Origin of the sequence: Pseudomonas plecoglossicida NBRC 103162 = DSM 15088, assembly GCF_000730665.1 — a bacterium.
Taxonomy (GTDB): domain Bacteria; phylum Pseudomonadota; class Gammaproteobacteria; order Pseudomonadales; family Pseudomonadaceae; genus Aquipseudomonas; species Aquipseudomonas plecoglossicida.
Map to the genome: position 1 here is coordinate 1 of NZ_BBIV01000024.1, position 16038 is coordinate 16038.

Here is a 16038-nt window from a genome sequence, read left to right on the forward strand (position 1 = left end):
CGCTCGATCTCGACCCCACCCCAAAAACCAGGGCATGCGCCCCTACCCCACCAACGCCTGCTGCACCTCGCCCACCGCATCCGCCAAGCTGTTCAGATGCAAACTCAACACCCGCTCGACCGGCGCCTGGTCCAGCGGCCAATGCAAGGCGATACTCCCGGCCAACCGCCCCTGCGCCCTGACCGGCAAGGCAATCGCCCGGATCAGGAACGGCAAGCGCACCGGGTACTCCCAGAACCCCTCGGTGCGCTGCCCGAAGCCCTTGTGCGCATCCGCCTCGATATCACGCAACAACGCCTCGTCCCCAACCCGCTCATGCGCGGCCAGGCGCTGCACCTCGTCCGCGGCCAGCTCCTTCAGGCATGCCCGGCCCATGGCCGAGTGGAACAGGCTGGCGTGGTGCCCGACGATCTGACAGTTGTTCGGGTAGCGCTTGCGCAGCACCTGAGGGATGGCGCTCTCCATCACCTCCAGCCGCTCGCCGTCGAAGCACGACAAATCCACCACCAGGCCGGTGCGCTCGCTCAGCTCCAACAGCAGCGGCGCGGCGCGCTCCACCAACTGGCGCTTGAAGCGCTGCTGGCGGTCGCCGAACAACCGCCGCGCGCACAGGCGATAGCGCCGGTCGCTCAGGCCACGGTAGACCCAGCCTTGCTCCTGCAAGGTGGCGAGCATGCGCGATACCGTGGCCTTGGGCAGCGCCGTCAGGTAATGCAGCTCTTCGAGCCCCAGCGCCTGGTGCTCGCCCAGCAGCTCGACGATGGCCAGCGCCCGCTCCACCGAGCGCACGCCACCGCCGTCCGTTGCCGTACCCGTTTGAGTGCCCATGAAGTCGACCTCCCTGTCCGTGCGTGGATGGTCATCATGCCCAGCAAGATACGGGCCTGGCCAGCGCTTCAGCGCGCTTGCAGCGCACTGGGCGGGCAACGCGATACCCAGCGGGTCAGCTGTTCATGGGCAAAGGCCAGCTGCAGCACGGCCTGGTCGGCCTGGGCCGGGCCTATGATCTGCAGGCCCATGGGCAGGCCTGCCGCATTGAAGCCCACCGGCACGCTCATGCTCGGCAGGCCGGCCAGGGTCGGCCCGATCACCACCTCCATCCAGCGGTGGTAGGTGTCCATCGCCCGCCCGCCGACCGCCTGCGGCCACGGCAGCGCTGCGTCGAAAGGAAACACTTGCGCGGCTGGCAACAGCAGGAAATCGTAACGCTCGAACAATTTGCCCAGCGCCTGGTACCAGGCGCTACGGTCCAGCGAGGCCTGGTACAGGTCGTGCGCGCCCAGGCGCAGGCCACCCTCCACTTCCCATTGCGCCTCCGGCTTGAGCAAGGCCCGTTTGGCCGGGTCGGCGTAGGCCGCGCCAAGGTTGCCGTGCACCAGGAAGTGACGATGGGTGAGCCAGCATTGCCACAAGCGCGCCAGATCGAAGCCCGGCTGGCAGGCCTCGACCTCGCAGCCCAGTTCGGCGAAGTCGGCCAGCGCCGCCTCGCACAGCGCCATGACCCCGTCGTCCATCGGCAGGTAGCCGTCATAGTCGCCCAGCCAACCCACACGCACGCCCTTGAAGCTGCGCGACAAGCCTGCGGCGAAATCGACCGGGCCCGCATTGATCGACAGCGGCACCCGCGGGTCATGCCCGGCCTGCACCGACAGCAGCCGTGCCACATCCTGCACGCTGCGCCCCATCGGGCCCTCGGTGGCCAGTTGCTGGACGAACAGCTCCGGCGTCGGCCCGAACGGCACGCGCCCCTGGGAAGGTCGCAGGCCATAGACGTTGTTGAAGGCCGCCGGGTTGCGCAGCGAGCCCATCATGTCGCTGCCGTCGGCCACCGGCAGCAGGCGCATGGCCAGCGCCGCCGCCGCACCGCCGCTGCTGCCGCCGGCCACGCGGCCATGGTCGTAGGCGTTGGTGGTGGTGCCGAACAGCGTGTTGTAGCTCTGCGAGCCCAGCCCGAACTCCGGCACATTGCTCTTGCCGACGATGATCGCCCCGCTCGCCCGCACCCGCGCCACGCTGATCGCATCCTCGCTCGGCACGTGCTCGGCGAACAGCGGCGAACCCAGTGTGGTGCGCAACCCGGCCGTGGCGGCCAGATCCTTGATCGCCTGGGGCATGCCGTGCATCCAGCCACGCGCCTGGCCACGCGCCAGTTCGCGGTCGCGCACGTCGGCCTCGGCCAGCACCGCCCCGGCCTCGCGCAACGACACCAGCGCATTGACCTGAGGGTTGAACCGCTCGATATGCGCCAGGTACGCCTGCATCACTTCACGGCAGGAAAACTCGCGGGCATGGATCACCTGGGACAGTGCCTCGGCGTCGAGGCTGACGATCGGGTCGATGGCTAACGCGTTCACGGTTTCACTCCAAGGTTGTAGGCAACGGATTTGCCGGCGCGTGGCGCCTCTTTCAGGCAGTAGGTGCCGAGCAGGGTCAGCAGGCAGGCGAACAGCACGTAGAACGACGGCGCCACCGGGGTGCCGAGCACCTTGCTCAGCCAGGTGACGATCAGCGGGGCGAAACCGCCGAACACCATCACCGCCACGTTGTAGGCCACCGACACGCCGGTGGAGCGCACCTCGACCGGGAACTGCTCGGCCAGCGCGGTCGGCGCCGGGCCGAAGAAGCCGCCGATGGCCGTGCACAGCAGCAGCTGCATCACCAGCAGGCGCTCGATGGAAGGCGCCGCCGCCACCCACACGTACAGCGGGTAGACCATCACGAAGAACGCCAGGGTAAAGGCCATCAGCACCGGCCGCCGGCCCAGCCGGTCGGAAAGCGCCCCGGCCAGCGGAATGACCACGGTCATCAGGCCCACGGCGAGCATCTGCACCAACAGCACTTGGTCCAACGGCAGGCCGAGGTTCTTGTGGGCGAAGGTCGGCATGTTCACCAGCACCACGTAGAACGACACCGTCGCGCCACAGGCCAGGCCCATCGACACCAGCAGACTGCGGCGGTGTTCGCGCAGCACCTGCAGCAGCCCCGGCGCCTGGCCCTTGGCCTGCTTGCGCGCCTCGAGGAACTCTTCCGGCTCCTCCATGTGCTTGCGGATCCACACCCCCACCGGCCCGATCAGTAGCCCCAGCACGAACGGAATGCGCCAGCCCCAGCTGTCCAGCGCCTCGGGCGAGCACAGGTGGGTAACCAAGGCGACCATCGCCGCGCCGGAGAACACTGCCAGGCACTGCCCCACCAGTTGCCACGAGCCATACAGCCCCTTGCGGTTGGCCGGCGCGCTTTCCACCAGGAACGCCGTGGCGCTGGCGTATTCGCCGCCGGTGGCGAAGCCCTGCAGCATGCGCGCGACCACGATCAGCAGCGGCGCGCCCATGCCGATGGCCAGGTAGCTGGGGGCGAAGGCGATCATTGCGATGGACACCGTCATCAGCCGGATGATCAGTTGCATCGCCGCCTTGCGCCCCTTGCGGTCGGAATAGATACCCAGCAGCACCCCGCCCACCGGGCGCATGAAAAAGCCCACGCCGAAGGTGGCCAGGGCCATCAGCAGCGAGGCGTACTCGTCGTCGGAGGGGAAGAACTGGCGGGCGATGATGCTCGCCAGGAAGCCGTACACGATAAAGTCATACCACTCCAGCGCATTGCCGATGACCGCCGCGACCACTTGCCGGGTACGCGACGCGGCTGTATTGGAAATCTGCATGCGGAACACTCCATCTTCTGTTGGCCAGCAACGTTCAAGTGATCGCCCAGGCGCAACGCCCGGGTTCCAGCGGCAGTCGTCAATACAGGAAGGTCAGGCCGGCTTGAGCCAGCGCTCCGCCAGCGCGCCCCAGTAGGCGGCGCCGGTCAGCAGGATGTCGTCGTTGAAGTCGTAGGCGGGGTTGTGCACCATTGGCTGCTGCACGCCGTTGCCGATGAACAGGTAGGCGCCCGGGCAGCGCTGCAGCATCCAGGCGAAGTCCTCGCTGCCCATCAGCTTGCGGGTGTTGCCATCCACCGCCTCGGCACCGACCAGCTCGACCCCGACCTGGGTGGCGAAGGCGGTTTCTGCCGCATGGTTGACCAGCACCGGGTACGCCGGGCGGTGCTCGATGGTGCTGGTGCAGCCAAAGCTCTCGGCCTGCTGGGTGATGATCGCCCGCACCCGCTCCAGGGTCTGCGCCCGCACCTGGGCATCCAGCGCGCGCAGGCTAAGGCGCAGCAGCGCCTGCTGGGGAATCACGTTGGCCGCCTCCCCCGCCTGCAGCGCCCCCACGGTCACCACGGCCGCTTCCTGGGCATCGATGTTGCGCGCCACCACCGTCTGCAGCGCCATCACCACACTGGCCGCCGCCACCAGCGGGTCGACCGTCAGGTGCGGCATCGAGCCATGCCCGCCGACCCCGTCGATGGTCACCGTGAGCAAGTCCTGCGACGCCATCATCGGCCCCACGCGAAAGCCCAGGTGCCCCGCCGGCAGCCCGGGCATGTTGTGCATGCCGAACAGCGCATCGCACGGGAAGCGCTCCAGCAGCCCATCGGCCAGCATCGCCTCCGCCCCGCCCTGGCCCTCCTCGGCCGGCTGGAAGATCAGCGTCAGCGTGCCATCGAACTGCCGCGTCGCCGCCAGGTAGCGCGCCGCGCCCAGCAGTATGGTGGTGTGCCCGTCGTGGCCACAGGCGTGCATGCAGCCCTGGTGGCGGCTGCTGTAGTCGGCGCCGGTGGCCTCGATGATCGGCAGCGCGTCCATGTCGGCGCGCAGGCCCAGCTTGCGCGGGCTGCTGCCGTTGCGCAGCACACCGACCACACCGGTCTTGCCGATGCCGGTGTGCACTTCATAGCCCCACTGCTCCAGCAAGGACGCGACCAAGGCCGAGGTGCGGCTTTCTTCAAAACCGAGTTCGGGGTGGGCATGGATATCGTGGCGGATGGCGTGCAGGTCGCTGGCCACGTCGTTGAGCCAGGCCAGGATGTGCTGATGTTGCGACATGGGGAATCTCCTCGCGCGGGTGGGGCCCGTTTCTTGTTGTTCGCTTGAGATCACGACGGGGAAGGCAGGTCGTGGCTGGGGACAGATAAGCGCGAGTCAGGGCGGGAGCACAACGGAATGTGGTTCCACGCAGTGGAACTGGTTGTAGAAGGGAGGATTTCACGGCCCCTGTAGGAGCTGATTTATCCACGATCACGGGCGCAGCCCGTGCATGTACGGGCGTTCTCCGGGTGTGGGATCGTCGTACACCCGTCACGTGCCTTCGATGACCCTCAGTATCGTGATACGTCCTCGTTCAGGTACTTCTTCGAGCAGCCGGGCGGAGTCGTCGTACTGGAACTGCAGGCGGTTGCCGTCCGGCAGCGTCAGACCGGTCATGTTGCCGTTGTCGTCCAACTCGATGGCGTAGCGCTCGCCGCCCTAGTCGCGGCTGGCCACCGAGGGTTTCCCAGCGGTAGTGGCAGCCCAGGCCCAGCGCGTTGCTGTGGCTGACCATCAGGCCTTCGGCCTAGCTGAAGCTGCGCACGGTGTCGCCGTTGCGGTTGATCACCGCGCTGAGCTGGCCGTGTTCGTCGTAGCGATACTGGGTGAGCGTTTCGACCGCTTCATTGTTCACTACCCGCTCGATGGCGGTCAGGCGACCCAGCGGATTGTTGTAATGCAGGTGCACGCGTGTGCCGCCAGTGGCGCTGATGTCGGTCAGCGTGCCGTCCGGCGTGCGGGTGAAATGCAGGAAGTGACCGAGGGTGTTCTCGAGGCGTTGCAACGGCACGTGGGTGTTGGTGTCCGGCACTTCGCCGAAGTAGAAGAACAGGTTGTCGAGGGTCTGCAGGATGTAATCGATCAGGAAGCCCCCGAGTGCGCTGGTGTGCGATATCTCGTCGCCGAACCTGGCCGCTTCGAACATGAGGGGTTACTCCTGTTCGCCGGGCTCGGCGTTGGCTACGACCGGGTTGCGCGGGGTAAAGCTGGCCAGCAGGTTGTCCCAGTCCTGGTTCTGCTGGGCGCTGAAATCGGCCTGTGCGGTGGTGGAGAAGATCAGCGCGGGAAAAGGCCGGGCAATAAGTGACTACTTGTAATTGCTGTAATCCGCATCGCTAATTCTCGGTGCATGGCGAATATCACGAGTTGCTAATCGTTAAGAACTGTTCAAAGTTAAAGCAACTAAAGTAGCCCCCATGATTAATAGCCTCATTTTTAAAGATCCTCGCACTTTGCAACCACACTGCCTGCCAGAGCTGCCTGCGTTTCACTACCATTGATAAAGGCTGAGTGATAATACTCAGCCTAAACCTCTAAAGCTCAAAGGCCCACGGCTCGCTAACCACAACATCCCCATCAGTTCACAGCGCAGTTGATAAACATTGCTTAACCGTCGAACCTTCTAACAAAACAAATATATTCCTCCGGCGAATTGAGTAGTTCAGACGTCCTATTTTCAACGCTTTCTGCGCCATCATCATCCGTAATACTAACGAACAGCATTGGATCTTGAATCTTAAAGGACCTGAAAAACCCTTCCTTACGAAGAGCACTTAAAATCTTAACCATTAGGGAGATTAGACTTTCTTTAAAATTTGAAGTATCGTCACGCTCACTCGCCTCTCTCAAGGACTTACAAATATCCTTAAAATACTCACCCATCCATGCTTCGTATTCCCATTCTGAAGTAGCCCACTTATAATAAGGCATGAGTTCTTCGCGCTCCTCTTCAACTTCCTTCTCTAGTTTTGCGTTAAGCGCCTCAACAGAATTAACCGCAAGCGCCATTGTCATAGCACTACTATCCGTGTAAAGCGAACAAGCATAGAACATCTCATCTGGATGTTCTTCGTTCAAATCTTGCAAAGCCTTCTTAACTGAGGTTAAAGCTGCGCTCTCTAATTCCTGCCAATTCATTACATCCTCCTGATTTACCCACCAAAAACTTCTGCGCCAATTTTTTGCAACTCGCCTTTCATGGCTGCAACAGCCTTACCAAAAGGCATATCCTGTGCCAGGATCGCATTATCGGCAGCCTCCAGTTTAGCGGCAACCATTTTTGCATTCGCGATCGTGTGCCCTTGGTTTTCAGCCCACATCATCGCGGATGTATCATGCACGGGGTCAATCTTATACTTCGAGAGAATAGCCCTACTGCGTTCAAGCGCCTTTTGCATTATAGGTGAACGGGCAAACTCGCCTTTGAATACAATGTGATGAGCATGTGGCCTCTCCATTGTAACTGGCGGGCGAGTACCTGTCCTGCTTGCGTAGAAAGCGCCCCAGTCCTTGTCGGCACAAAGTCCCCATGGATCAATCCAGCCAATGGGATTGGTAGCGTAATCGTAAAAATTAAAACTACCTAATATACCAATGGGATCTTGGCTGTTAAAACGACCTATTTCAGGATCGTAGTACCTAAACGTATTGTAGTGCAGACCCGTTTCATCATCTGCGTATTGCCCTTGATATCGAAAATTCTGCGCTACCTTAGTTACAGCCAACTGCTCAATCGATCCCCAAGACCGATACGTCGCCTGCCAAACGATTTCGCCATCACTGTCCGTCAACTCCAGCGGCGTGCCAATCTGGTCCGTGTGGAAGTAGTAGAGCTTCTGTTCTTCCCCTTCTGCCTGATCAACCCGCGCCAACGGCGCATAGCTACCCGGCTCGTACAGGTACACGATGCTCTGCCCCGGCGTCTCCTCACGAAGCATCCGCAGCCCCTGCCACAGGAACCGCTTCTGCTCGATCTCGCCGTTGATTTCCGCCTGTTTGGCAACCCGGCGCCCGAGGCTGTCGTACCGATACTCCCCGGTACTCTCCAGCTTGCCATCGACCAATGTCTCGGCACGCACCAGTCGGTTCTCGCAGTCATAGCTAAAGCTCTGCAGCTTGCTGTGCCCCGATACTCGTAGGCGATCTTGCGGCCCAGCGGGTCGAATTCTTCGAGCAGACGGGCGTATTCGTCGTACGTAAATTGCAGGCGATTACCGTCCGCCAATGTCAGGCCGACCATATTGCCGTTGTCGTCCAGCTCGATGGCGTAGCGCTCGCCGCCGTAGTCGCGGCTGGCGATCACACGGTGGTCGGCGTTGTACAGCACTTCCAGCTCGCGGCCGAGGACATCGGTGGCCCAGCTGGTGCGGTTATCCAAGTCGTAACGGAACTGAAAGTGCTCGCCGTCGCTGGTCCAGTGCTCGACCACCCGTGGCTGGCCGTCGAGGGTTTCCCAGCGGTAGTGGCAACCCAGGCCCAGCGCGTTGCTGTGGCTGACCATCAGGCCTTCGGCGTAGCTGAAGCTGCGCACGGTATCGCCGTTGCGGTTGATCACCGCGCTGAGCTGGCCGTGTTCGTCGTAGCGATACTGGGTGAGCGTTTCGACCGCTTCATTGTTCACTACCCGCTTGATGTCGGTCAGGCGACCCAGCGGATTGTCGTAGTGCAGGTGCACACGGGTGCCGCCAGTGGCGCTGATGTCGGTCAGCGTGCCGTCCGGCGTGCGGGTGAAATGCAGGAAGTGACCGAGGGCGTTCTCGATGCGTTGCAGTGGTACGTCGGTGTCGGTGTCCGGCACTTCGCCGAAGTAGAAGAAGAGATTGTCGAGGGTCTGCAGGAGGTAATGGCCGCCCTCGGTGCACACCAGGTACACCTGCTCGTGCGGGTTGTAGATCCGCTCACCCGGCTGCAAGGTCACGAACGGCACTTCCCGGCCCTGGTTGTCGGTGAGATAGATGAAGCTGCCGTTGCGGCGCAGGCTTTGTTCCCACGGCAACACCCAGCCACGGCCGAGCACGCTGTCGACGCTGTATCAAAGTGACATATCGCGACTCTGACGCGAGCTTAAAGGCTGAGAGAGCCCCAGCCTTTAGCAATCAAAGTTCTAAATATCGATTTACAAATCCAGCATTACTACCTATTTACGCCTTAAACATATACCCACGAACAGGGTTACTTTCCAACAACCATTTATTAGAATACCGTGAGCCAAGGCGATAAAAATTTAGGCCTTATGCAACCTGAACAAAAAAGCAGCCATCGCTCTTCCCACCCCCAATTTGTTTATTAATTAACAAGTAACCCACCCCATCAGTCATGTAGAGCGCGTCTTCAAATGGCGCAGGAAAATCCGAAGAATATATTTGGCAAAGGAAATTATAGTCTACGGACAGCTGCACGGGTATCAATGCCCCAGCAGGCGCTTCATCAGCGATCAAAGATAATACTGACAGCTCGTCATCATCAATCGTAGTTTCCTCAAAATCTGCAAGTTGAAGAGGAATTGACGGGCGCGGGGATTTAATTGGCTCCACATCATCAGCGTGCACAACGTAGGTATAAGAAGCCATCCCCTTCTGTAGCTGCACTTCGTCAACGGTAATAGAGTCAATGAAGTATTCGTTTGAATCATACGTAGAAAAGACATGCAAGAAACCTCCTGCGGGCAGATCTGTTCTATTTAATCGTTGCCTTGCGACTTTACAATCAATGGTAAACAGTAACAAAAGATCTTGGCCTTCAGGATTTTTTGGCCATTCTGAAACATGCGCACTATCGCCACCAAACATGAATGGCAATTTTCCATCTGAAGCCGGTATTATTTTGTGAATCCTCACTCTTATACTCCTTGGCAACCGCTGAGGCTGCGATAAAATTTCTTAGCTTGCTTCTTAAGAGCTTTCACTCTACTGGCCGGAACTCCGGACTTTCGCAAGGCGCCTGACGTTATATCTAACTCGCGCTTAAGGCTAGATGCAAATTCATTTTTACCAAGCCCTTGGCTTGATCTAATCTGTGTCTCATGCCAATGCGCCCCGCCTATTCCGCGTGTATCTTTTGCAGGGCCTCGCGTATGGTGATCCAAATCAAGTGCGATAGATGGATTTCCAGAAAGGCGGGTAGATTTCATCGCCACTTCTTGCTGCACTAAAAACTCATGCCTTAGTAGCTCATGAGCCTGTAGGTTATCCCCTACATGCAAGTCCCCATTCAGACCACCATAAGTTCCTAATTCAAATAAATTCGCTAACCCCTGAGGATCTACCCAACCAAGAGGATTGGGCGCGTACCTATAAAAATTCATTCCTCCCTCTAAGCCTATGGGATCTTGAGTTACAAATCGTCCAGCTTCTGGGTCATAGTAACGGAATGTGTTGTAATGTAGATTAGTTTCGAAATCTAGATACTGCCCTTGAAAACGTAGGTTTTGCTCAATTTCATTAACCGTTAATTCCTCTATCTCGCCCCACGAGCGATACCTCACCTGCCAGATGATCGCACCTTCACTGTTCGTCAGTTCAAGTGGTGTACCAATCTGATCGGTATGGAAGTAATAGACCTGCTGCTCTTCACCTTCAGCCTGATCCACACGCGCCAACGGCGCATAGCTACCCGGCTCGTACAGGTACACGATGCTTTGCCCTGGCGTCTCTTCCCGCAGCATCCGCAGTCCTTGCCAGAGGAATCGCTTCTGCTCGACCTCGCCGTTGATTTCCGCCTGTTTGGCCACCCGGCGCCCGAGGCTGTCGTACCGATACTCCCCGGTACTCTCCAGCTTGCCATCGACCAATGTCTCGGCACGCACCAGCCGGTTCTCGCAGTCATAGCTAAAGCTCTGCAGCTTGCTGTGCCCCGAGCGCTTCTCGATCAGGTTGCCCCACGGGTCATAGCGGTACTCCTGATCCCGCCACTGCTGGATCCGGTTGTCCTTGACCTTGTCGAACTGCCGCGCATTGAAGTCCAGCCGGTTCGCTGCCGGGTCATACCGGAACTCTTCACTGCCAATCAGCGAGCCGGTGTCGCGGCTGTGCAACTGGCCGTTGGCTTCGTACTGGTACTTGATCTCGCCCCGCAGCTTGTCCAGGGTACGTACCAGCTCACCGGCCGGGTCGTACTGGTAACGGCGGTGAATCGGGTTGTAGGCATGCTCGACCAGCAGCGAGGTGTGGATACCCGCGTTGTGCACCTGAGAGAGTTTCTCGGCAGGTAACGTTGACGCAAACTGCCACGCCTTGCGCCCCATGGCGTCGTAGCCGAAGCAACTGGTCAGCTTGCCCTGCGTCCGGTACACCTCACGGTGCAGATCATCGCGCTCCATGTCGCTGATCACCTGGCCATCCACGTTCAACTGGCCCAGGAGGCCGCTGCCGTACGATTGTCGTAGTGCAGGTGCACGCGGGTGCCGCTGATGTGGGTCAACTTATAGTCCGGGGTGCGGGTGAAATGCAGGAAGTGACCGAGGGCGTTCTCGATGCGTTGCAGTGGTACGTCGGTGTCGCTGCCTATTAGTTCACTGAATCGACTGAGGCCTGCGCCTCAGTCGATTGAACTTGAGCTTTTAAAGAACAGATTATTGCGGTTTTATTCTTAAATACTTTTAAACCGCTCTGACTTCCTTGAAATCCAACCCCTTCAATCCGCTGTCCTTGGCCGCATCAACAAATTTATCAGACACAAAAACAGAAAGCGGACTTTCAGCCACCCGAAACACATCACAACCCTGCACCGCAAGAGCATTCAACGCAACCTTATAAACAACCAAACCATTGGGGTACTCATCGAATTCAGACAGCCCTCTATTAAACGCACTTTCCAAAACCGTATGAACTAGCACACCAGAGTGATCAGAATTCGGGGATAGGATGTTTATATCTTCAATAGAATCGGGAGCCACGGAATCAAATACAGCCCTAGCCCTAGACGTCAATATAAGCACCGGCTTAAAAAATGTGAACACATCCGACCCATCCTTCTTTTTTTTGTCATCCGAGTTAAATTCAAGTTCGTATTGCCATTCAAATATAGAACCAGAAGCTTTACCAAAGGCATATTGCTGTGCAGCAGCATGCAAGGAAAGGTCACCACTCCGTCCAATCAACGTCTTGAATTTACTATCTTGGGTTATAGAATAGTACTTCATAGTCATCCAAAAATATCTTTCCAGTTAGAGCTTCTAGGGGCATCCAAAAGTTTCTGCCTTATATTCCCTATCGCTTTCAACACCGCGTCTTTACCACCAGCAGCGTCAGCATTAGCTAGGATTTCATTAACAGATTCAAAATAGCTATTCGGATGTTTACCGTTATGCAGTATCCCTGGCACGCTGGCATCGGTATTAAACCTATTCGGCAAGAACACGCCATTTGCCGCTCCATCTACGTCAATTCCATGCTTAGTTAAAACAGCCCTTGCAGGGGCGGCTAATTTGGCGGAATCACCTACAACGTGATGAGCCGCCGTATTCTGTGGCCGCGTTACTCCGCTACTTTCCAGATTTTTTCCCAGTGCTTTTGAACACCAACCCAGCGGATCTACCCAACCAATTGTATTTGGCGCATAACTATATAGGTTTCTCCCACCAGCCAGCCCAATTGGATCTTGAGTAATAAACCTGCCAGCTTCTGGATCAAAGTATCTGAACGTATTGTAGTGAAGGCCTGTCTCCGCATCAAAATATTGGCCTTGGAATCGCAGATTCTGTTCGACTTGACGAGTACCTAGATGCTCTACCGACCCCCAAGAGCGATATGTCGCCTGCCAGACAATTTCACCCTGGCTGTCCGTCAGCTCCAGCGGCGTACCGATCTGGTCGGTATGGAAGTAGTAGACCTTCTGCTCTTCACCTTCAGCCTGATCCACACGCGCTAACGGTGCATAGCTACCCGGCTCATACAGGTACACGATGCTCTGCCCCGGGGTTTCTTCACGCAGCATTCGCAGCCCTTGCCAAAGGAAGCGCTTCTGCTCAACCGCTCCATTGATTTCAGCCTGCTTGGCAATCCGTCGCCCTAGGCTGTCGTACCGATACTCCCCGGTGCTCTCCAGCTTGCCATTGACCAGCGTCTCCGCCCGCACCAGCCGGTTCTCGCAGTCATAGCTAAAGTTCTGCAACTTACTATGCCCCGAGCGCTTCTCGATCAGGTTGCCCCACGGGTCATAGCGGTACTCCTGATCCCGCCACTGCTGGATGCGGTTGTCCTTGATCTTGTCAAATTTCCGCGCGTTGAAGTCCAAGCGGTTGGCCGCCGCGTCATAGCGGAATTCTTCACTGCCAATAAGTGAACCGGTGTCGCGGCTACGCAATTGGCCGTTGGCCTCGTACTCGTACTTGATTTCGCCGCGCAGCTTGTCCAGGGTCCGCACCAGCTCACCGGCCGGGTCGTACTGGTAACGGCGATGAATCGGGTTATAGGCATGCTCGACCAGCAGCGATGTGTGGATACCCGCGTTGTGCACCTGGGAGAGTTTCTCGGCGGGTAACGTCGACGCAAACTGCCACGCCTTGCGCCCCATCGCGTCATAGCCGAAGCAACTGGTCAGCTTGCCCTGCGTCCGGTACACCTCGCGGTGCAGGTCATCGCGCTCCATGTCGCTGATCACCTGGCCGTCCAGGTTCAACTGGTGCAGGTGGCCGCTGCCGTAATACAGGTGATTGACCTTGCGGCCATCCGGCAGGGTCAGGGTGGTCAGGTTGCTGAGCGGGTCGTACTCATAGGCCAGTGTTCCAGCGGCGGTGATTTCTTTGGTCAGACGGCCCAGCAAGTCGTAGGCGTACTCCAGCTTTTCTGCGGTGACGCCCAGTTGCTTGCCGATACCGCTCGGCTGCCGCTCGATGCTCAGCAACCGGTCACCGTCGTCGTAGACGAAGTCCTGTCGGGCATCGCGGTTGAGCTTGGCGACCAACCGGCCAATCGGGTCGCGCTCAAATAGGGTATGCCGCTCCGGGCGCTTTCCCCGTTCGCCATAACCGATTTCATCCAGTCGCGTGAGGTGGCCACCGACGTTATAGGTGAAGCGTCGCGTCAGGTTGTCCACCCGCACTTCTTCCGTCAGCCGGTCCGACGCGTCGTAGGCAAAGCTGTAGGTCGCGTTGTTCTCGTTCACCAACGCGGTCAGGCGGATGGCCTTGTCGTACTCGTAGCGAATGCGCTGTCCTTTTGCATCCTGGCGACTGCTCGGCAACCCGCGGGCGGTGCGCAGCAAACGCGTGGTCTGGCCTTTGCCGTCGCTGTGGCTGAGGACCTGGCCGTAGACGTTGTAGGTGAAGGATTCCGAAGTGCCATCGGGGTGATGGATGCGCAGCACTTCACCGTCGGGCTTGCGCTCCAGCGTGGTGGTCTGGTTAAGCGCATCGGTCACTGCCACCAGGTGCTGGCGATCGTCATAGCGGTAGTACGTACTTTTGCCCGAACAGTCCTGATAACGCTCGACCTGGGCCAGGGTGTTCCACCACAGGTATTTGGACTTGTAGGTGGCATCAATGATGGTGTGCGGCAGGCCATCGTCGCTGTTGAGGTACTCGGTCAGGTGACCCAGTGCATCGGTTTCGGCCAGCAGGTTGCCTTTGTCGTCGTAGCGCGCCTGCCAGGTGCTGCCGTCCGGGTAGCTGACCTGGGTCACCAAGGTGGTCAGGTGGTGATACTCGTAGGCGATCTTGCGGCCCAGCGGGTCGATTTCTTCGAGCAGACGGGCGTATTCGTCGTACTTGAATTGCAGGCGATTACCGTCCGCCAATGTCAGGCCGACCATATTGCCGTTGTCGTCCAGCTCGATGGCGTAGCGCTCGCCGCCGTAGTCGCGGCTGGCGATCACACGGTGGTCGGCGTTGTACAGCACTTCCAGCTCGCGGCCGAGCACATCGGTGGCCCAGCTGGTGCGGTTATCCAAGTCGTAACGGAACTGAAAGTGCTCGCCGTCGCTGGTCCAGTGCTCGACCACGCGCGGCTGGCCGTCGAGGGTTTCCCAGCGGTAGTGGCAACCCAGGCCCAGCGCGTTGCTGTGGCTGACCATCAGGCCTTCGGCGTAGCTGAAGCTGCGTACGGTGTCGCCGTTGCGGTTGATCACCGCGCTGAGCTGGCCGTGTTCGTCGTAGCGATACTGGGTGAGCGTTTCGACCGCTTCATTGTTCACTACCCGCTTGATGTCGGTCAGGCGACCCAGCGGATTGTCGTAGTGCAGGTGCACGCGAGTGCCGCCGGTGGCGCTGATGTCGGTCAGCGTGCCGTCCGGCGTGCGGGTGAAATGCAGGAAGTGACCGAGGGCGTTCTCGAGGCGTTGCAACGGCACGTGAGTGTTGGTGTCCGGCACTTCGCCGAAGTAGAAGAACAGGTTGTCGAGGGTCTGCAGGAGGTAATGGCCGCCCTCGGTGCACACCAGGTACACCTGCTCGTGCGGGTTGTAGATCCGCTCACCCGGCTGCAAGGTCACGAACGGCACTTCCCGGCCCTGGTTGTCGGTGAGATAGATGAAGCTGCCGTTGCGGCGCAGGCTTTGTTCCCACGGCAACACCCAGCCACGGCCGAGCACGCTGTCCACGCTGAGGTCGCTGGCGTAGAAGCGCGACCACTCGATGGGCATCAGGCCGGGCAGGCTGAAGTCGATTTCATCGGGAATTACTTTGCGGCCGGTAGTCAGGTCGACCGGGTTGCCGACCAGGCCGCCAATGGCCCTGCGCGCCACCGGTTCGACCACGTAGCGGCTGGCGACTTCGCCAGCGACAAAGCCTGCGGTGAACTTCAGGGCGCAGGGCATGACCGCTTTCATGCCGACCTGGGTGCCGGCCTTGATCAGCTGGGCGATACCGCCTGCGGCGCCAGCGATGGCCATCAGCACGTCCACGGTGGTACGCAGCCACTGAGGAATTTCATCGTCCACCGGCAGGTAGCGGTAGGTGCCGCCACCGATGGTGACGTTGCCCGAGCCGCCGGTAATGGTCGCGCCGCAGGTCAGTTTGTCGCCCTTGCGCGCCGCGGCGACGCTGTTGATGAAGACGTTGGTCGAGCCTTCGGCGATCTGCACCGGCCCCGGGTGCTTGTCGCAGGCGCCGATGCTCTTCTCGACGCGGGCGGCCTTGCGGCTGTTGATGAAGACGTTGGGTGAGGCAGTCGTGATCGTCCCTGAGGGGGATGAAAACAGACTGCCTATCGCCTCTCCGGCAGCGGTCAGCAAGCTGCCTCCGATGCCTGCTGCAAGGCCCGCGAGCAAGGCCACGCCGAACCCGCAGGTGAAGGTGGCAATGGCCACCGTGGCCACCAGCGCAATGCCCAAGGCCGCTCCGATCAGGAAGCCCCCCAGTGCGCTGGTGTGCGATATCTCGTCGCCGAACCTGGCCGCTTCGAACATGAGGG

Annotated in this window: 8 protein-coding genes and 4 pseudogenes; all 12 read right to left on the bottom strand. The window is 59.4% G+C overall.

The genetic code is table 11. The features are described 5' to 3' along the window. Positions 1 to 42 precede the first annotated feature (42 nt). The gene (locus PPL01S_RS15225) at positions 43 to 828 is read right to left on the bottom strand and encodes an IclR family transcriptional regulator (protein ID WP_028626196.1); all 786 of its coding nucleotides are present in this window, start codon (positions 826 to 828) and stop codon (positions 43 to 45) included. 68 nt (positions 829 to 896) lie between these two features. Then, complete coding sequence (locus tag PPL01S_RS15230; protein WP_028626197.1) at positions 897 to 2354, bottom strand: amidase; 1458 nt, start codon at positions 2352 to 2354, stop codon at positions 897 to 899. Beyond that, positions 2351 to 3661 (bottom strand): citrate-proton symporter, encoded by a 1311-nt coding sequence (locus tag PPL01S_RS15235; RefSeq protein ID WP_028626198.1) that lies wholly within the window; start codon positions 3659 to 3661, stop codon positions 2351 to 2353. Before PPL01S_RS15235 ends, PPL01S_RS15230 begins: the two co-directional genes overlap by 4 nt. A gap of 93 nt (positions 3662 to 3754) precedes the next feature. Further along, positions 3755 to 4930: a M20 aminoacylase family protein gene (locus PPL01S_RS15240; RefSeq protein ID WP_028626199.1), complete on the bottom strand. Its 1176-nt coding sequence runs from the start codon at positions 4928 to 4930 to the stop codon at positions 3755 to 3757. Positions 4931 to 5209: 279 nt separating this feature from the next. After that, positions 5210 to 5768 (bottom strand): annotated as a pseudogene (locus PPL01S_RS24700) (type IV secretion protein Rhs); the annotation flags it as partial. Between the two features lie 9 nt (positions 5769 to 5777). Further along, positions 5778 to 5837: pseudogene (locus tag PPL01S_RS26125) on the bottom strand (hypothetical protein); the annotation flags it as partial. Positions 5838 to 6298: 461 nt separating this feature from the next. Beyond that, the gene (locus tag PPL01S_RS15250) at positions 6299 to 6829 is read right to left on the bottom strand and encodes a DUF4303 domain-containing protein (RefSeq protein ID WP_028626261.1); all 531 of its coding nucleotides are present in this window, start codon (positions 6827 to 6829) and stop codon (positions 6299 to 6301) included. 386 nt (positions 6830 to 7215) lie between these two features. Beyond that, positions 7216 to 8720, bottom strand: a pseudogene (locus PPL01S_RS24705) (RHS repeat domain-containing protein); the annotation flags it as partial. 202 nt (positions 8721 to 8922) lie between these two features. Continuing rightward, the gene (locus PPL01S_RS15260) at positions 8923 to 9528 is read right to left on the bottom strand and encodes a DUF1963 domain-containing protein (RefSeq protein WP_156042691.1); all 606 of its coding nucleotides are present in this window, start codon (positions 9526 to 9528) and stop codon (positions 8923 to 8925) included. A gap of 2 nt (positions 9529 to 9530) precedes the next feature. Beyond that, positions 9531 to 11063: pseudogene (locus PPL01S_RS15265) on the bottom strand (RHS repeat domain-containing protein); the annotation flags it as partial. Positions 11064 to 11288: 225 nt separating this feature from the next. After that, positions 11289 to 11837, bottom strand: coding sequence for an imm11 family protein (locus PPL01S_RS15270; protein ID WP_028626252.1), 549 nt, complete (start codon positions 11835 to 11837; stop codon positions 11289 to 11291). After that, positions 11834 to 16033, bottom strand: coding sequence for an RHS repeat-associated core domain-containing protein (locus tag PPL01S_RS15275; protein WP_042156176.1), 4200 nt, complete (start codon positions 16031 to 16033; stop codon positions 11834 to 11836). Before PPL01S_RS15275 ends, PPL01S_RS15270 begins: the two co-directional genes overlap by 4 nt. Between the last annotated feature and the right edge of the window lie 5 nt (positions 16034 to 16038).

What these genes read in the sequence shown, in the direction of transcription:
- PPL01S_RS15240 (WP_028626199.1), bottom strand. Translation starts at nt 4,930, where the DNA reads ATGTCGCAACATCAGCACATCCTGGCCTGGCTCAACGACGTGGCCAGC.
- PPL01S_RS15275 (WP_042156176.1), bottom strand. Translation starts at nt 16,033, where the DNA reads ATGTTCGAAGCGGCCAGGTTCGGCGACGAGATATCGCACACCAGCGCA.
- PPL01S_RS15270 (WP_028626252.1), bottom strand. Translation starts at nt 11,837, where the DNA reads ATGACTATGAAGTACTATTCTATAACCCAAGATAGTAAATTCAAGACG.
- PPL01S_RS15250 (WP_028626261.1), bottom strand. Translation starts at nt 6,829, where the DNA reads ATGAATTGGCAGGAATTAGAGAGCGCAGCTTTAACCTCAGTTAAGAAG.
- PPL01S_RS15225 (WP_028626196.1), bottom strand. Translation starts at nt 828, where the DNA reads ATGGGCACTCAAACGGGTACGGCAACGGACGGCGGTGGCGTGCGCTCG.
- PPL01S_RS15235 (WP_028626198.1), bottom strand. Translation starts at nt 3,661, where the DNA reads ATGCAGATTTCCAATACAGCCGCGTCGCGTACCCGGCAAGTGGTCGCG.